A 15,846-nucleotide genomic window follows, 5' to 3' on the forward strand; every position below is an offset into this window, starting at 1 on the left:
TGGGCTCCTGGACTAGTCCTGGATTGGGTAGATGCCTTCCAGCGCAATGATGAAGCTGATTGCCAGGAAGGGCGCCATATTGTCATGCGGCTGGTTGCCGCCGCTGGGCTGGATGGCCTGGCTGGACATGGCAACGGTGGGGGAGCCGGCGGCGGCATAGAACTTCGGCTTGGCCGGTGCGGCTGGGACGTAGGCGTTGGGACCGTTCAGGTTGATGCCGCTGCCGGTTGCCGGTGGCGCGGCCGTGCTGGCATACGCGCTGTGGCTGTGCGACGGCAGGTTGGCGGCCAGCAGGGTGACGCTTTCCACGCCGGCGCGCTGGCCCATGACATAGTTGTTGCCGGCCAGTGCGCCCTGGTGCAGCGGCACCCGGCCGCGCAGGTCGGGCAGGGCAAAGGTGCTCACGCCGTCGCCGCCATAGGTGGTGCCGATCAGTGCGAACAGGGCCTCGTTCTGCGAAATCAAGAGCAGGCCGCCGTTGCAGAAGGCCCAGCCCACCGGCGGGAAGTTCCCGCCAAACATGCGAATCTCACCGATAAAAGGGGTCATGTGCCGGCTCCGGTAGGGGTCAGTCGCGGGAGGGGAAGATACCCTGCAGTGCGATGATGAAGTTCACGGTCAGGTAGGGTTGCATGTTTTCGTGCGGCTGGCCGCCGCCGGCGTTGGCGACGGTGTTCGGCGCCAGCTGGGCGCTGGCGTCGTGCGGTGCGTAATAGTTGATGGCGCCCGCTTCCACGTTGCCCAGCACGCGGCCGGCAGGGTCGGCCTGGTGGCTGACGGCGGTGGATATGCCAAGGTTGTGCGAGTGCGCCGGCGTCTCGGCTTGGGTCAGGGTGTGGGTCGCGGCGCCCCCTTGCTGGCCCAGGCTGAAGGATTGCCCGAAATGGACCGGGACGCGGCCGCGCAGGTCGGGCAGGGCGAAAGTGGTGACGCCATTGCCGCCGTAGGTGGTGCCAAGGATGGCGAACAGGGCCTGGTTCTGGTTGATGGGCAGGAACTGGCCATTGCACAGGGCCCAGCCCTTGGGGGCGAAATTGAACGCCGTCATGCGGACTTCGGCGAGGTATGCTTCGGACATGCAGCCTCCTTGCAGGTGCGCGCGCCCCCGGCGGGGCGCTGCGGCCGTTTCAGTGGGTGGGGTGGGTCAGGCGCGCGGGCGGCGGCGTGCCAGGCGCAATGCGGCCAGGCCGCCCGCCAGCAGCAGGAGGCTGGCCGGCTCCGGCAGCTCCGGATCGCCAGGATCATTGGGGCCGCGCAGGAACTCCAGGCTGATGTTGTCGAGCTGGTTCCAGAAGATGGGGTCGTTGTTGAAGTTGCCGAACTCGAGGATGGTCGAGGCGCTGCTGGCCGTGACCGTCAGGGTGATGGTATCCCAGTCGGCGGCGATATCGCTTTCGTCGAACACCACGGTATTGCCGAACTTGACCTGGGCCTGGTTATCGGGTGGGAACTGCGGGTCCACGGTCCAGCGCTGCAGGTCGAACGTGAGCTTGTAGGTGGCGCCGGCGATGGTGGCGATGGTCTGGCGCAGGAAACCAAGTTCGGTGGTGTTCAAGTCGCCGAAGACGCGGTTGGTGGCGTCGGACAGGGGCGAACCGGTGACGTCCTCGCCAAACGCCTGCTGGCCGCCGCCGGGACTGGCCAGGGTCCACATGCTGATGTCGAGGTTCTCGAAGTCGCCGTTCAGCACCAGGTTGGGGCCGGCGTGGGCGAAGGGGCTTGCCAGGAGCAGGGCGCAGAGGGCGGCGCGCAGTTTCATGATGTCGTCCTTTATCGTTATTCACAACGTCGGGATTTGAGGTGGATCATACGGCCGAGCATTGACAATCGGACATTTCTTTCCAATAACGTGGCGCTTTCGCAAAGGTTTCATATAATTTTGCAAGCTGCGGCGCCCGGTCCCAGAGAGCAATCTGCAATTCTGTGGATTGCAAGTGCTGATGCAGCTGGGCTCGCTTATATTCATCAGTAAATTTCATTAAAGAATGCAGTTCATGCGCTATCTCCTGTTTGTGCCCGCGGCCGCCATGCTGGCCGCCTGCGCCACCCATCCCACCGGTCCGCAAGCGGGCGCCCAGGCCACGCTCACGATTCTGGAAACCACCGACCTGCATGCCAACGTGCTCGGCTACGACTATTACAAGCTGGCGCCGGACGCCTCGCTTGGCCTGGAGCGCACCGCCACCCTGATCCGCCAGGCGCGCCAGGAGTTCCCGAACACGCTGCTGCTCGATAACGGCGATACGATCCAGGGCACGGCGCTGGGCGACTACCAGGCGCTGGTAGCGCCGGTCGGCTGCGGCCAGCCGCTGGCCATCCACAAGGCGATGAACGCGCTGGGTTTCGATGGCGGCTCGGTCGGCAACCATGAATTCAACTGGGGGCTCGGCTTCCTCGGCCAGGTGACGGGCAGCCGTTTCGGCGTGGATGGCACGCAGCAGCGCAGCCAGCCCTGCGCCGGCCCGGCCTTCCCGATCGTGCTGGCCAATGTGGTCAGTGCGCGCGACGGCAAGCCGCTGTTCGAGCCCTACCGCATCCTGGACAAGCAGGTCAGTGTGACGGGGCCGGATGGCAAGCCCGCGCGGGCGACGGTCAGGGTCGGCATCATTGGCTTCACCACGCCCGCCATCATGGGCTGGGACAAGCGCTGGCTGGAAGGGCGCGTCCGCACCGAAGGCTGGCGCGAGACGGCACAGCGCTACATCCCCGAGATGCGCGCGCGCGGCGCGGAGGTGGTGGTGGCCATCTCGCACGGCGGGTTGGATGGCGCGGGCTATGCGCCGGCCATGGAGAACGGCAGCTGGCACCTGGCGCAGGTGCCGGGCATCGACGCGCTGCTGCTCGGGCATTCGCACGAAGTGTTCCCGAACGCCGCCAGCAAATCGGCCGGCTTCAACCTGCCGGGCGTGGACAAGGCGCAGGGCCGCGTGAACGGGGTGCCGACCGTGATGCCCGGCTTATGGGGCAAACACCTCGGCATCATCCAGCTGGCGCTGCGCCATGATGGCCGGCGCTGGGTGGCCGATGCCGCTGCGGCACGGGTGGAAACGCGCAGTATCCAGCGCCCCGACCGCAGCTTCGTCGAACCCGACCCGGCGATTGCCGCGCTGGTGAAGGCCGAGCACGAGGCCACCATCGCCTACGTCAAGACGCCGGTGGGCGAGACGGACTTCCGCATGTCGGCCTATTTCGCCGATGTGGGCGACGTGTCGGCGATCCAGGTGGTGAACCAGGCGCAGGCCGACTACGTGCGGCGCCATGTGCAGGCCAACCTGCCACAGTACGCAGCGCTGCCGGTGCTGTCGGTCTCCGCGCCATTCAAAACCGGCGCGGCCGGCGTGGCCGACTACACCGATGTGGCACCGGGCAGCATGGCGCTGAACAACGCTGCCGACCTGTACCTGTATCCCAACGACCTGCATGCGGTGAAGGTGGACGGCGCCGGCCTGAAAGCCTGGCTGGAGCGCGCCGCCGGCCGCTTCAGCCAGATCGACCCGGCGCGCAGCGAGCCGCAGGAATTGGTGAATGCCGGCTTCCCCGGCTTTAACTTTGACATGCTGACCGACCCGGACGTGCGCTACCAGATCGACGTGACGCAGCCGGTGGGCCAGCGTATCAAGGGCCTGTCCTGGCGCGGGCAGCCGGTACGCGCGGAACAGGAATTCATCGTGGCGACGAATAATTTCCGCGCCAGCGGCGGCGGCGGCTTCCCGGGGCTGGATGGCAGCAAGACCATTTTCGCCTCGCCGGATAATAACCGCGCGGTGCTGATCGATTACCTGAAAACGGTGAAGCGCCTGACGCGCGCCGCCAACGGCTCGGCGCGCAGCTGGTGCTTCGCACCGGTGAAAACGCGTGGCCCGGTGGTGTTCCGCTCCGCGCCCGGCAAGCTGGCGCTGGCGCGCGAGGCGGGCCTGGACTTTGTACGCGAGCTGGCGGCTGACGACGGGACGGGCAAGGGCTTTGCCTTGTACGAACTTACCCTTGGCCCGCGTTGAGCGCCTTCAGGCGTTCAACGGCATTGGCGTTCTTCGGATTCAGTTCAAGGGAGCGGCGGTAATTGCGGATGGCATCGTCGCGCAGCCCGGCCGCGGCTTGGGCCTCGCCCAGGCTGTCGTACAGGTTCGCGTCTGATGGTTCCAGCTCAGTGCCAAAGCGGAAGATGGCAATCGACTCCTTGAGCTTTCCAGCCCGCAGCAGCTCGTAGCCCCAGCTATTGATGTCATGCGCCTGCAGTTTGAAGGTCGCTCCCCGCTTCTGGATCTCGTTATAGGCGGCGAAGGCGTGCTCGAAGCCGCGCGCCGCCAACTGGGCGACAAAGTTCTCGCGCGTCGGCGGGGAGCCGCTGCCGCGCCGCACATCGAGCGAGATCATATGCGGCGGCACGCCGTTGGCGCCCGGCTTATTGGCGAGGAATGCGGCGGCCTTGCCGTCGCCCTTCAGGTAGGCGTCCAGGAAGCGCAGCGTGTAACGCGACATCCACTGGTAGGCTGCGTTCACCTCGTCGCGCGTGTACTCGTCAAAAGCGGCGTCCGGCGTGAAACGCAGGCCGTCCGCCGCAAAGTTCGCATGTTCCATCGGATGCATGGTTGCCACCAGCACGTCGCTGTACACCATCTGGTTCAGCAGGCTGTAGGAGGTGCTCTTGCCGCGCTGGTTCAGGGCCTCGATGGAACGCGGGCGTTGCGCGAAGTACAGTAGAGGGACCGGCAGGCGCGCCGGGCTCACATAGCGGATCGCCTCCTTGCCGCCATCCACCAATTGCGGGTAATAGCGTACGGAACCATCCAGTGCAACCAGGGCCTTGATGCGGTCATCGCGCGCCGCCGCCGCGATATTGGCCAGGCCGCCCCAGCTGAAGCCCGCGACCGCGATTTTGCTGGTGTCCGCCTGCGGCAGGTTGGAAGCATGGGAAATCAGATAGGCGATATCGCCAGCCTGGGCTTCCACGCCTTCGATATCGTCGGTCATGCTGCGGCTGTTCGCTACCAGTGAGCTGCTGGCCAGCACCAGGTAGCCGTGGCTGGCCAGGTATTCGCACAGGTCTGCATTTTCGCTCGCGGTCGCGCTGAAGCTCGGGGCGTAGACCACGACAGGAAATTTGCCCGGGGCTTCGGGCGCATTCTTCACTGCCCACATGGGCCTTGCCAATACTTTGGCGGCGTGCGGGAATATCGCCTTGCGCTCGGCGATACGCCCGGCGGTCGCGTGCTGAACGGCAGCCGTATCGAGCGTGAAATCGTCCTCGGTGGCTTGGGTGGCGAGGTAGTCTTCAAAGGTGACACGCTTGCCGCCGTTCCGGCCTGCGGGGTACCAGACCAGCATTTGCATCGGCCGCGCGCGTTCACCGCTGGTCGGCTGGCCGGTGACCAGCGAGACACGCGGCTTATATACACGCGAGCGGTCGTATTGCTGGACGACTTTCAGCCCGACCGCATGCGGGCCCGGCTCATTCTTGAATTCAAAGGTATCGGCAGCGTGTGCGAAACCGGCTGCCATGAAGGCTAAGGCAAGCAGTGGGCGGAGCATGCGAGGGCAAGAGGGTTGGGGAAGGCCGAGTATAGCCGTCCCATGGCCCTCCAAATCTCCCTGAATGTCACTGCCCGCTTGCTTAATGCGGCTTACGCTTTTCCTGCTGCACGAGGATGAAGGGGCTGACGACGCTGGCCCACAGGGTGGCGTCTTCGGCAATCCATTGCTGGCACTGCGCGTCGGAGACCTTGGCCACCTGGCCTGCCGTCATCCAGGCCGAAATGCTGGTCTTGTCGTCGTGCGCGATGCGGACGGCGACGTCCACCAGGTCCAGTTCATCGGCCACCCACACCACATTGCCCTGGGCGAAGTGCTTGAGCAGTTCGCTCCAAGGGATGCGGGCGGTTTCGCGATTGACTTTGGCGCGGAGTTCCGCGTCCTTCTCTGGTTTCAGCTGCATGTTTTACTCTTAAATCGGTGGAATCTGCTCGACGATGGCCGCCGGCGTACCCCGCCATGTTAACCGATAGGCCGGGCCTTTGCGAACATTGCCCACCAGCGCGGGGCGGAAGCAGGCCAGGTTGGTCCCGCCGGGGCGCCGTACGCTCGGGTAGATGATGCCGGTCGAGCCTTCGGCCAGCAGCTCGCGCGCCAGGCGCTGCGAGGCGACGTAGCTGTCGGGGTCGAGGCAGGCATCGTATTCCGGCTGGCCGCAGATGTCGTGGAACTGGGCGCTGAAATCGGACAGCAAGGCCTGGTAGCTCACGCTGTCGTCAAAGCGGTCGATCTCGGCGTATTCCACAGTTTTGTGGAAGATCACCTCGGCCAGCGCCGTTTCATGCTCAAAGGCGCAGTACCAGGCGCCGCGCTGGCCGTCGTTGAAACGGCTGCCTTGCGGGCGGGCATAGGTGAAAGCGGCGTTGATGCTGCGGTAGTTGGGGACGTAGTAGACCAGTTCTTCAATGCCGATACCGAGGGCGCCGCCGTGTTCGGCGCGCAGGCGGGCATTGGTGGCGTTATCCAGTTCAAAAAGCTGTTGCAGCTCGGCGTCGTTATCGGCCAGCGCGGACAGCACGGAATCTTCTTTATCGACAAAGCGCGAAGGGATCAGGCGGACAGTGTCGAATTGGCGCAGCAGGCGAAATGGCGGCAATTACAGGCCTCCGCGACGCGCGTCGAGCAACTGGCGCACTGTTTGCATGGCGAGGATGCCGCCGGCCAGGATGTAGTCCAGTGGCGTGCGGCCGCCGAAAATGCTGTTACGGTTGGCAAGGCTCATCCATTCATCGGCCAGCTTGTCGCCGTAAATGATATGCAGCGATTTGTAGATGCCGAGCAGGTAGGAAATGCGCGTGATGCGGTCGACCTCAAGTACCCGGTCGGGATGCTTCTTCCATTCGTAGAAGGCGCTGCTGGACAGGCCGCCCAGCAGCTCGCGGGCGTCATCGTCGCGCAGTTTCCAGGCCTCGACGAGCTTGAAAAAGCCCTTGAGGGCGGCTTTGGACAGGCGTTCGCGTTCGTCCTTGCGGCTGAGGTCAACCGGGACGGGGATGGCGTATTCGCTAGTGGGGTAGGCATAGGCGGGAATCATATTTCCTCCGTTTCTGGATTCTTTATACTCCACTTCTGCATAAATTTCAAGTTGCTTCCGTTTGCCGCGCATCAAAGTTCGCTGCGCTGCCTGCTGTCAATATTGCACTAAATCATCGATTGAGGCTTGCGATGGAGCAAATCCTTCCTATGCTGGAGCGGCAGTTGCGGCATTTCCGGCGCGATGGGCTGGCGCTGGCGGCGCGCCATCCGCGCCTGGCGGGGCAGCTCGGGGCCGGCGGCGGGGCGGCGGATGCCCATGTCGACCGGCTGGTTCAAGGGGTGGCGTCCGTGCATGCGCGCGCCGGGCTGGCTTTGCAGCGGGCCGCGTGGCAGACCGACGAGCATCTGCTGCAATGCCACTTTCCCCAGCAATTGCGCATCTTCCCGGCTTGCCGGATCGGACCAGGGCCTGATGCCGCTCCGCTGGCGATTGTGGCCGCCCGGCTTTGCCGTGGCTGCGATAGCGGGAGCGCGCTGATCGAGCTCGATATCGAATGCAGCGGGGCGCTGCCAGGCGGCGCGGTGGATCTCCATATCGATGGCGATGCGGCGTTCAGCGCTGCGCTGCGGACCGCTTTGCTAGGCGGCGCTGCGAGCCTCGATGCCGGCATCCGGTTCAACGGCGGGGAATGGCAACGGCTGGCGGAGTGGCCTTTTGCACCGTGCGGCCTGGAGCCGGGCGAAGCGCTGCTGCCGCGCCCTGCGGGTGAGCATGCGGGGCTGGCGCTGCTGCGCGAACTGCTGGTTTGCCCAGAGCGTTTCAACCTGGTGCGGCTGAAATTCCCGCTGCCGTGCGGCGGGCGGCAAACCGCCACCCTGCGGCTGCCGCTGGCTGCTGGGCGCGGCAGCGACGCGGCATTACGCTTGCTGGCGGGACTGGAGGCTTCCCGGCTGCGCGTCGGCTGGACAGCGTCGGCCATGCTGTTCCCCACTGCGGCGGCGCCGGTCAGGCTGGATGGGCGGCAGGCGGAGTACCTGGTTTCCGTCCCACCGGAGCTGGAAATCTTTTCGATCGACCGCGTGTCCGTCGGCGGCGAGCGCGCCGAGGGCTGGGTGGCCCGGCAGGCGCCGGGTGCTCCGGCCGGGCATGAGTGGCGGATTGCGATGGGGCGGCGCTGGCCGGACGGCGCGGTGGTGTCCATCGATACCAGCTGCGCCCAGCGCGCCAGCGTGCTGGCGCGGCCCGGACGCGGACCGGCCTGCCGCTGGCAACTGAACTCGCTGCTGGCGCTGGAGTTGCTGCCGGCCAGCGCGCAGGCGCTGCGCGAACTGATGGCGACGCAGGCCATCCATCCCAGCCCGGCGGCGCACGCCATGATCGGCGCGGTGCAGTCGCTGGAGGCGCGCTCGGTGCTGCTGCAGCCGGCGCGCGCGGCGCCGCTGGCCGGCACCGAGCTGCGCCTGCATATCGACGAGGCGCCGTTTGCCGGCTGCGGCCTGCTGCTGTTCGCGCAGGTGATGGAGCGCTTCTTTGGCGAGTGCGCCCACCTGAATACTTTCACCAGGCTGGTGCTGGTTTCCGCCCGCACCGGCGAGGAGCTGATCCGATGCAAAGCGAGGAATGGGGCGACCCTGCTGGAATAGATCGCGATGGTGCCCGGCGTTATGGCCTTTTCCAGCTGGCGTCCAGCCTGCACGCGCCGGGCTGGCGCAACAGCTTGTCCCTGGCGTTCCCGGCCAGCGATGTGGCCGGACTGGAAGGGAATGACATTACGCCCGCTTGCGTGGGGCTGCTTGGCGTCGCGGGCACGCTGCCATTCGCCTATACCGAAGCGGTGTTGCGCGCGGATGGCGGGGCGGCGCGCGCGTTCCTCGACCTGTTGTCGGCATCGGCGATCGATATGTTCTGCGCCGCGTGGCGGGCGGCGCGCCCGGAGCACACGGCCTTGCCGGCGCTGCCGGGGCGGCGTGGCCCGCTTCGGGCGCGCGCATTGGGCGAGCGGCTGGCGCTATCGCTTGGGGTGCCGGTGGCCGTCGAACAGTTTGTGGGCCGCTGGGAAGTCCTGCCGGCGAGCCAGGCCAGCGCGCTGGGTGGCCGCAACGCTTGCTGCGGCAGCGGGGCGCTGCTGGGCGAGCGCCTGTGGCGGCTGGATGGCGCGGTGCGGGTGGTGGTGGGCCCGCTGGATGCCGGCGCGGCGCAGGCGTTCCTGCCCGGCGGGGCTGGCGCGCAGGCACTGGCGCAGCGCTGGTCCGCGCTGGCGGGTAGTCGCGGCGGCGGCGCCGAACTGCGGGCGGAGGCCTGTATCCTACTGCGTCCCGGCGCCGCGCAGGGTGCGAGCCTGGGTGCGGGCCCCCGGCTTGGCTATGACGCGCTGTTGCTGGCCGGGCGATCGGCTGGCTTGCGGGATGACTTGCGCTACCGCCTTTGCTAGTATGGGCCACCACAACAAGCGGGGAGATGCGATGAAAAAGGCGATCATTCTTGCGCTGGCCTTGGGCTGCGGCGGCGCTTTCGCAGCACCAGGCAACGCCGAACTGAAACAGCAGGTGGCCGATACCGAGCGCGCTTTCGCCGCCACCATGGCCAAGCGCGACCACCAGGCCTTCGCCTCGTTCCTGGCGGAGGAGGCGGTTTTCATCCATGGCCCGAAGGTGTTCCGCGGCAAGGATGCGGTGGCGGCGGAGTGGAAGGCCTTCTACGACAAGCCGGAAGCGCCTTTCAGCTGGGAGCCCGACGCGGTCGAAGTACTCGATTCCGGCACGCTGGCCCATTCCTCCGGCCCGGTGCGCGACCCGCAAGGCAAGATCGTCAGCCGCTTCAATTCCGTCTGGCGACTGGAAGCGCCGGGCAAATGGCGCATCGTGTTCGACAAGGGCGAACGCGTGTGCGACTGCAAGAAGTAATCAGGCCGACTCGGCGTGCTCCACCAGCAGCTGCACGCGGGTGACGCCGTTGTACTCATTGGCGTCGAGGCGGAAGGCGACGCGGGCGCGCTCGCCCAGCGCGTCCGTATGGCCGAACCAGATGGCGTCGTAGCGCGCGCCGTTTTTCTCCAGCATCAGCTTGAGGTGGCGTTCTTTCAGGATGCGCTGGCTGACCACGCGGAATTCGTCGCAGAACACCGGTGGCGCGAAGCCCTGGCCCCACACCTGGCCGTCCAGCAGTTCGATGAACTGGGTGGTGTAGCAGCCATCCTCCAGCGGGCCGTCGGTTTCCACCACGCGCTCCAGCTGCGATTCGGAGAGCCAGGCCTGGCCCACCGCTTCAAAGGCGGCGCAGAAGTGGTCGAAGGCCTCGGCGCGCAGGCTCAGGCCCGCCGCCATGGCGTGGCCGCCGAACTTGTCGATCACGCCCGGGGCGCGCTTTGACACCAGGTCCAGCGCGTCGCGCAGGTGGAAGCCGGGAATCGAGCGGCCGGAACCCTTGATCATGCCGTCGCCGGCCGGGGCAAAAGTGATGGTCGGGCGGTAGAAGCGCTCTTTCAGGCGCGAGGCGACGATGCCGATCACGCCCTGGTGCCAGCTTTCGTCGAAGACGCAGATCGTGGTGCGGTCGGCGGGCTGGAAGTCGTCCAGGTGCAGCAGCGCGGCATCCTGCATTTCGGCTTCGATCTCGCGCCGTTTCAGGTTGATGTCGTTCAGCTGTTGCGCCAGTTCCCAGGCGCGCGTTTCGTCGTCCGTCAGCAGGCATTCGATGCCGAGCGACATATCCTCCATGCGGCCGGCGGCGTTCAGGCGCGGGCCGAGCGCGAAGCCAAGGTCGAACGGCGAAGCGGTGCGTGGCGAGCGGCCGGAAACGCGGAACAGCGCGGCCACGCCCGGGTGCATGCGGCCGGCGCGCATGCGCTTCAGGCCTTGCGCCACCAGGATGCGGTTGTTGGTGTCGAGCCGCACCACGTCGGCCACCGTGCCCAGCGCGACAAGGTCGAGCAGGGAGTCGAGCTTGGGCTGGGTCTGGGCGTCGAACAGGCCGCGGCGGCGCATTTCGGCGCGCAGGGCCAGCAGGACGTAGAACACCACGCCCACGCCGGCCAGGTGCTTGGACGGGAAGCCGCACTCGGGCTGGTTCGGGTTGACGATCACGCGGGCGTCGGGCAGTGCGTCGCCGGGCAGGTGGTGGTCGGTCACCACCACGTCGATGCCGCGCCGCTTGGCTTCCTCCACGCCTTCGATGCTGGCGATGCCGTTGTCGACGGTGATGATGATGTCGGGCGCTTTCTCGCGCGCGGTCAGCTCGACGATCTCCGGCGTCAGGCCGTAGCCGTACTCGAAGCGGTTGGGGACGATGAAGTCGACCGTGGCGCCCAGGGCGCGCAGGCCGCGCAGGGCGGTGGCGCAGGCGGTGGCGCCGTCGCAGTCATAGTCGGCCACGATGCACATGCGCTTGCCGGCGGCGATGGAATCGGCAAGGAAGACGGCGGCGCGGTCGATGTGCAGCAGGCCGGATGGCTGCATCAGGGCGGCCAGTTCGCTGGACAGGTCGCCCGGGTCGCTCAGGCCGCGTGCTGCGTACAGGCGCGCCAATACAGGGTGGATGCCGCCCTGGCGCAGCAGGTCGGTTTCGCGCTGGGGGCAGGGACGGATGGCGATACGGGTCATTGCGAGAGATTCTTCAGGTTCTGTGAGCGCCAGAATTTGCGCAGGGCTGCTTTGCTGGTGCGGATTTCTTTCCAGCCGTCGCGGTCGGTCAGTACCAGGGTCAGGTCGCTGAGGCGGCCGTCTTTCAGGGCGGCCAGCAGGGGCGCGAACCATTCCTGTTCCAGCTGCTGTATGGCGCCCAGCCAGGCGCCCCAGTCGTTGCCGGCGCCGGCGGGAATCAGGTGCGGCAGGACGACCGCGCCCGGCTCGCCGGGGGCTGCCTTGGCGTCCGGTGCGGCCAGGGCGCGCAGCCACGCGGGAGCCTGGGCGTTGCCTGTCGCCGCCACGGCCAGGCGCTGGCCGGCGCCGCCTGCAGCGTGGCCGCCGCCGGTGGCGCTGGCGCCGCCCCACATCCAGAAGGAATTCACCGGCGCCAGGCCGCGCTGCTGGCGCGCCTCGTTCACCGGGTGCTCGTGCCACAGCATCTGGATTTCGTTCTGCAGCTTCTTGAAGCCCAGCGCGGTAGGCCCGGCGGGCATCCAGTCGGCCAGGTTGCTGCCCATGGCGGCATCGGGCGAAGCCGTGTCCAGCCCTTGCCAGGCATCGGCGCGCATGAACCAGGTGTTGGCGTCGCCCCAGACCAATTCATCGAAAAATGGCTTGGCCAGGTCGAACAGTACGCGCGCGTCGGCTTCCGCCAGTTGCAGCCGGCGCGTGTCGGCCAGCACCAGGTGGTTGCGGGCCAGCTGGATATGCACCGGGTGCACGATGAACCAGTGGCCATCCGCCGGCGCCAGGCCGAAACCGCGCATGACCGCGTCCGCCAGCGGCAATCCGGCCGCCTGCGCCAGCCAGGATTCGTGCGGCAGCACACGGCTATCCTCGGCGCCGGCGTGCCTTTTTACTACGTTATTGCGCGAGAGTAATGCGGCCAGGGCAGGCGCCTGCAGGTTGCGGTTCAGTTCCGGGGCCAGTTCGGCGGGCGGCAGGGCGAAGGGGAGTACGACGGTTGTGGAAGCCATGCGGCATTGTAGTGGAATCTCTTTATATGGCAAACTGCGGGTTTTACTGTAACAATTTGACAAAAATGCCGTTTGAATGGCTGGTTGGCCTGCGCTACACACGCGCCGGCAGGCGCAATGGGCGCAATAGTTTCATCTCTTTTATCTCAGCGATTTCGATGGCAGGCATCGCGCTTGGCGTAACGGCCTTGATCGTGGTGCTATCCGTGTACAACGGCTTCCAGAAAGTGGTGACCGAGCGCATGGTGTCCGTCTTGGGCCATGTGGAGCTGTATGAAGTGAGCGGCACCGGCTTTGCCGACTGGCGCACCACGGCCGCCGCAGTTGCGCGCAATCCGCAGGTGACGGGCGCGGCGCCCTTTGTCGAGATGCAGGGCATGCTGGTGCATGGCGGCGACAAGCTGCGCCCGGCCCTGGTGCGCGGCATCCTGCCGGCGGAGGAGCCGAAAGTTTCCGATATCGGGCGGCAGATGAAGGAGGGCAGCCTGGATGTGCTGCAGCCGGGCGCGTACAACATCATCCTGGGCGCGGAACTGGCGCGCGAGCTGGAGGCCAAGGTGGGCGACCGCGTTGCGTTGGCCCTGTCGCAGGGGAATTCGCTGTCGAACATGGCGCCGACCCTGCGCTCCTTCACCGTGGCCGGCATTTTCGAGGCCGGGCACAATGAATTCGACTCCGGCCTGGGCCTGGTGCATATGGAGGACGGCCTGCCGCTGGTGAATATGAGCGGCCCGTTTGCCCTGCGTCTGCGCCTGCAGGATATGCAGCAGGCGCCGGCCGTGGCCGACGGGCTGCGCGCCACGCTGCCTGGCCAGCTGGTGGTGCGCGACTGGACCAAGCTGAATGCCGGCTGGTTCGCCGCCGTGAAGTCGCAGAAGAACATGATGTTCATCATCCTCACCCTGATCATCGCGGTGGCCGCCTTCAACCTGGTGGCGACGCTGGTGATGACGGTGACCGACAAGCAGGCCGATATCGCCATCCTGCGCACGCTGGGCGCTTCGCCGTTCTCGATCATGAAGATTTTCGTGGTGCAGGGCGCGCTGGTCGGCCTGTTCGGCACGGCCATCGGCGTGGCGGGCGGCGTGCTGCTGGCGATGAACGTGGACGTGATCGTGCCGGCCATCGAAAGCCTGTTCGGCATGAAGTTCCTGTCCAAGGACATCTATTTCATCAGCGCCGTGCCGTCCGAGCTGCGCTGGGGCGATGTCGGCGCCATCGGCTTGACCTCGGTGCTGCTGGCACTGGTATCGACGCTGTACCCAAGCTGGCGGGCTGCCCGCGTTAAACCTGCGGAGGCCCTGCGTTATGAGTAAGAATCTGCCCTTTGAATGGCTGGTCGGCCTGCGCTACACGCGCGCAGGCAAACGCAGCAGCCGCAATAGCTTTATCTCCTTCATTTCGCTGATTTCGGTCAGCGGCATTGCGCTGGGCGTGGCGGCGATGATCATCATCCTGTCGGTGATGAACGGCTTCCGCAAGGACGTGACGGGCCGCATGCTGTCGGTACTCGCCCACGTCGAAGTGTTCGAGCGCGGCGCCAGCCTGCCGGACTGGCAGGACCTGGCGCGCCGCCTGCAGGCCAATCCCGAGGTGAAAGGGACGGCGCCGTTCGTGCAGGCCCAGGCCATGCTGTCGCGCGGCGGCGAGGCGCTGCGCCCGGCTGTGGTGCGCGGCGTGCTGCCGGCGCAGGAGCCGAATGTGTCCGACCTGGCGCGCACCACGCGCTACGGCAGCTTCAACGACCTGCAGCCGGGCGAATTCCGCATCGTGCTGGGCATCGACCTGGCGCGCGCCCTGCAGGTGAACCTGGGCGACAAGGTGACCATGGTGCTGCCGCAGGGCACGGTGACCCCGGCCGGGATTGTGCCGCGCATGCGCAATTTCACGGTGGCCGGCGTATTCGTCGCCGGGCACCAGGAATTCGATGCGGGCATGGCCTTCATCCATATCGAGGACGCGCAAAAGCTGCTGCGCCTGGAGGGCCCGGCCGGGCTGCGACTGCGCCTGGCCGACATGCACCGTGCGCCGGAAGTGGCGCAGGAGCTGCAAAAACTGGTGCCGAAGGAGCTGACTGTACGGGATTGGTCAAAACTCAATGCGAACTGGTTCGCGGCGGTGCAAACTGAGAAACGCATGATGTTTGTGGTGCTGGCCCTGATCGTGGCGGTGGCGGCTTTCAACCTGGTCTCGACCCTGGTCATGACGGTGACGGACAAGCAGGCCGACATCGCCATCCTGCGCACCATCGGCGCCTCGCCGCGATCGATCCAGAAGATCTTCATGATCCAGGGTGCGCTGGTCGGCCTGCTCGGCGCTGCGCTGGGCGTGGGCGGCGGCGTGCTGGTGTCGCTGAATATCGATGTCATTGTTCCATTTATTGAAAACCTGTTGGGAGTGCAGTTTTTGTCGAAGGATATTTACACAATCAGCACCGTGCCGTCGGACATGCATTGGTCCGATGTCGGCGTGATCGGCGTGGTGGCCGTGCTGCTGGCGTTTGCCGCGACCCTGTATCCAAGCCGCTGGGCTGCCAACGTCAAACCTGCGGAGGCGCTGCGTTATGAATGATGTACTGAGCTGCCGCAATCTCGGCAAGACCTTCACCCAGGGCGCGTACGTCGTCAAGGTGCTGGAAAAGATCAACCTGTCGGTGCAGCGCGGCGAGCGCGTGGCCATTGTCGGCGCTTCCGGCTCCGGCAAATCGACCCTGCTGCATCTGCTGGGCGGGCTGGATACGCCGAGCACCGGCAATGTGGTGCTGAAAGGCGAGGATTTCGCGTCCCTGAACGAGACGCAGCGCGGCAACCTGCGCAACCAGGAGCTGGGCTTCGTCTACCAGTTCCACCACCTGCTGCCGGAGTTCTCGGCGCTGGACAATGTGGCGATGCCGCTGCTGATCCGCCGCATGAAGCGCGCGGACGCGGAGCAGAAAGCGCAGGAAATGCTGGCCCGTGTCGGCCTGGCCAAGCGCGTGACCCACGTGCCGGGTGAGTTGTCGGGCGGCGAACGCCAGCGCGTGGCCCTGGCCCGCGCGCTGGTGACGCAGCCGGCCTGCGTGCTGGCCGACGAGCCGACCGGCAACCTCGATCACACGACGGCGGAGCAGGTGTTCGACCTGATGCTGGAGCTGTCGCGCACCCTGGGCACGGCCTTCGTGATCGTGACCCACGATCCCGGCCTGGCGACGCGCTGCGACCGCATGCTGCGCCTGACCGACGAAGGCTTGAATCCCGCCTGA

At 66.4% G+C, this 15,846-nt stretch carries 16 protein-coding genes; 7 read left to right on the plus strand and 9 right to left on the minus strand.

All coding sequences use genetic code 11. From position 1 onward, the window contains the following. Positions 1–12: 12 nt before the first annotated feature. From ACE3TQ_RS16060 to ACE3TQ_RS16070, 3 genes are all read right to left on the minus strand, one after another. The gene (locus tag ACE3TQ_RS16060; protein WP_374583288.1) at positions 13–549 is read right to left on the minus strand and encodes a phage tail protein; all 537 of its coding nucleotides are present in this window, start codon (positions 547–549) and stop codon (positions 13–15) included. Positions 550–568: 19 nt separating this feature from the next. Beyond that, positions 569–1,078, minus strand: a complete 510-nt coding sequence (locus tag ACE3TQ_RS16065) for a phage tail protein (protein ID WP_374583289.1) — start codon at positions 1,076–1,078, stop codon at positions 569–571. A 66-nt stretch (positions 1,079–1,144) separates the two neighbouring features. Beyond that, on the minus strand, positions 1,145–1,759 hold the full coding sequence (locus ACE3TQ_RS16070) for a PEP-CTERM sorting domain-containing protein (protein ID WP_374583290.1): 615 nt from the start codon (positions 1,757–1,759) through the stop codon (positions 1,145–1,147). A 226-nt stretch (positions 1,760–1,985) separates the two neighbouring features. On the opposite strand from ACE3TQ_RS16070, the gene ACE3TQ_RS16075 reads away from it, so the two are divergent. Then, positions 1,986–3,998: a bifunctional 2',3'-cyclic-nucleotide 2'-phosphodiesterase/3'-nucleotidase gene (locus ACE3TQ_RS16075; protein WP_374583291.1), complete on the plus strand. Its 2,013-nt coding sequence runs from the start codon at positions 1,986–1,988 to the stop codon at positions 3,996–3,998. On the opposite strand, the gene ACE3TQ_RS16080 is transcribed toward ACE3TQ_RS16075, so the two are convergent. The 4 genes from ACE3TQ_RS16080 to ACE3TQ_RS16095 form a co-directional block, all read right to left on the minus strand. Next, the gene (locus ACE3TQ_RS16080) at positions 3,979–5,499 is read right to left on the minus strand and encodes a dienelactone hydrolase family protein (RefSeq protein ID WP_374583292.1); all 1,521 of its coding nucleotides are present in this window, start codon (positions 5,497–5,499) and stop codon (positions 3,979–3,981) included. The genes ACE3TQ_RS16075 and ACE3TQ_RS16080 overlap by 20 nt on opposite strands. Before the next feature lie 112 nt (positions 5,500–5,611). Continuing rightward, positions 5,612–5,932: a DUF2288 domain-containing protein gene (locus ACE3TQ_RS16085; RefSeq protein ID WP_374583293.1), complete on the minus strand. Its 321-nt coding sequence runs from the start codon at positions 5,930–5,932 to the stop codon at positions 5,612–5,614. A gap of 9 nt (positions 5,933–5,941) precedes the next feature. Beyond that, positions 5,942–6,625 (minus strand): RES family NAD+ phosphorylase, encoded by a 684-nt coding sequence (locus ACE3TQ_RS16090; protein WP_374583294.1) that lies wholly within the window; start codon positions 6,623–6,625, stop codon positions 5,942–5,944. Beyond that, positions 6,626–7,063, minus strand: a complete 438-nt coding sequence (locus ACE3TQ_RS16095) for an MbcA/ParS/Xre antitoxin family protein (RefSeq protein WP_374583295.1) — start codon at positions 7,061–7,063, stop codon at positions 6,626–6,628. A 131-nt stretch (positions 7,064–7,194) separates the two neighbouring features. On the opposite strand from ACE3TQ_RS16095, the gene ACE3TQ_RS16100 reads away from it, so the two are divergent. From ACE3TQ_RS16100 to ACE3TQ_RS16110, 3 genes are read left to right on the plus strand one after another with little or no spacing between them, the layout of a single operon-like run. Continuing rightward, positions 7,195–8,649, plus strand: a complete 1,455-nt coding sequence (locus ACE3TQ_RS16100) for a type VI secretion system baseplate subunit TssF (protein WP_374583296.1) — start codon at positions 7,195–7,197, stop codon at positions 8,647–8,649. Continuing rightward, the gene (locus ACE3TQ_RS16105; protein WP_374583297.1) at positions 8,613–9,437 is read left to right on the plus strand and encodes a type VI secretion system baseplate subunit TssG; all 825 of its coding nucleotides are present in this window, start codon (positions 8,613–8,615) and stop codon (positions 9,435–9,437) included. Before ACE3TQ_RS16100 ends, ACE3TQ_RS16105 begins: the two co-directional genes overlap by 37 nt. Before the next feature lie 31 nt (positions 9,438–9,468). Next, entirely contained in the window at positions 9,469–9,909 is a 441-nt protein-coding gene (locus ACE3TQ_RS16110; protein ID WP_374583298.1) for a DUF4440 domain-containing protein, read from the plus strand. Here the strand turns inward: ACE3TQ_RS16110 and recJ are convergent, their stop codons facing one another. Both recJ and ACE3TQ_RS16120 read right to left on the minus strand, forming a co-directional pair. After that, positions 9,910–11,604, minus strand: coding sequence for a single-stranded-DNA-specific exonuclease RecJ (gene recJ, locus ACE3TQ_RS16115; protein ID WP_374583299.1), 1,695 nt, complete (start codon positions 11,602–11,604; stop codon positions 9,910–9,912). Further along, on the minus strand, positions 11,601–12,605 hold the full coding sequence (locus tag ACE3TQ_RS16120) for a hypothetical protein (protein ID WP_374583300.1): 1,005 nt from the start codon (positions 12,603–12,605) through the stop codon (positions 11,601–11,603). Before ACE3TQ_RS16120 ends, recJ begins: the two co-directional genes overlap by 4 nt. A gap of 26 nt (positions 12,606–12,631) precedes the next feature. On the opposite strand from ACE3TQ_RS16120, the gene ACE3TQ_RS16125 reads away from it, so the two are divergent. From ACE3TQ_RS16125 to lolD, 3 genes are read left to right on the plus strand one after another with little or no spacing between them, the layout of a single operon-like run. Then, positions 12,632–13,921: a lipoprotein-releasing ABC transporter permease subunit gene (locus tag ACE3TQ_RS16125; RefSeq protein WP_374583301.1), complete on the plus strand. Its 1,290-nt coding sequence runs from the start codon at positions 12,632–12,634 to the stop codon at positions 13,919–13,921. Beyond that, complete coding sequence (locus ACE3TQ_RS16130; RefSeq protein ID WP_374583302.1) at positions 13,914–15,176, plus strand: lipoprotein-releasing ABC transporter permease subunit; 1,263 nt, start codon at positions 13,914–13,916, stop codon at positions 15,174–15,176. The genes ACE3TQ_RS16125 and ACE3TQ_RS16130 overlap by 8 nt, the downstream gene beginning before the upstream one ends. After that, positions 15,169–15,846, plus strand: a complete 678-nt coding sequence (lolD, locus tag ACE3TQ_RS16135; protein WP_374583303.1) for a lipoprotein-releasing ABC transporter ATP-binding protein LolD — start codon at positions 15,169–15,171, stop codon at positions 15,844–15,846. Before ACE3TQ_RS16130 ends, lolD begins: the two co-directional genes overlap by 8 nt.

The organism is Pseudoduganella sp. (assembly GCF_041914865.1).
Lineage (GTDB): Bacteria > Pseudomonadota > Gammaproteobacteria > Burkholderiales > Burkholderiaceae_D > Rugamonas.

Coding starts and splice junctions, on each gene's coding strand:
- ACE3TQ_RS16100 (WP_374583296.1), top strand. CDS start 7,195: ATGGAGCAAATCCTTCCTATGCTGGAGCGGCAGTTGCGGCATTTCCGG.
- ACE3TQ_RS16120 (WP_374583300.1), bottom strand. CDS start 12,605: ATGGCTTCCACAACCGTCGTACTCCCCTTCGCCCTGCCGCCCGCCGAA.
- ACE3TQ_RS16085 (WP_374583293.1), bottom strand. CDS start 5,932: ATGCAGCTGAAACCAGAGAAGGACGCGGAACTCCGCGCCAAAGTCAAT.
- recJ (WP_374583299.1), bottom strand. CDS start 11,604: ATGACCCGTATCGCCATCCGTCCCTGCCCCCAGCGCGAAACCGACCTG.
- ACE3TQ_RS16070 (WP_374583290.1), bottom strand. CDS start 1,759: ATGAAACTGCGCGCCGCCCTCTGCGCCCTGCTCCTGGCAAGCCCCTTC.
- ACE3TQ_RS16110 (WP_374583298.1), top strand. CDS start 9,469: ATGAAAAAGGCGATCATTCTTGCGCTGGCCTTGGGCTGCGGCGGCGCT.
- ACE3TQ_RS16130 (WP_374583302.1), top strand. CDS start 13,914: ATGAGTAAGAATCTGCCCTTTGAATGGCTGGTCGGCCTGCGCTACACG.
- ACE3TQ_RS16080 (WP_374583292.1), bottom strand. CDS start 5,499: ATGGCAGCCGGTTTCGCACACGCTGCCGATACCTTTGAATTCAAGAAT.
- ACE3TQ_RS16095 (WP_374583295.1), bottom strand. CDS start 7,063: ATGATTCCCGCCTATGCCTACCCCACTAGCGAATACGCCATCCCCGTC.
- ACE3TQ_RS16065 (WP_374583289.1), bottom strand. CDS start 1,078: ATGTCCGAAGCATACCTCGCCGAAGTCCGCATGACGGCGTTCAATTTC.
- ACE3TQ_RS16075 (WP_374583291.1), top strand. CDS start 1,986: ATGCAGTTCATGCGCTATCTCCTGTTTGTGCCCGCGGCCGCCATGCTG.
- lolD (WP_374583303.1), top strand. CDS start 15,169: ATGAATGATGTACTGAGCTGCCGCAATCTCGGCAAGACCTTCACCCAG.
- ACE3TQ_RS16125 (WP_374583301.1), top strand. CDS start 12,632: ATGGCAAACTGCGGGTTTTACTGTAACAATTTGACAAAAATGCCGTTT.
- ACE3TQ_RS16105 (WP_374583297.1), top strand. CDS start 8,613: ATGCAAAGCGAGGAATGGGGCGACCCTGCTGGAATAGATCGCGATGGT.
- ACE3TQ_RS16060 (WP_374583288.1), bottom strand. CDS start 549: ATGACCCCTTTTATCGGTGAGATTCGCATGTTTGGCGGGAACTTCCCG.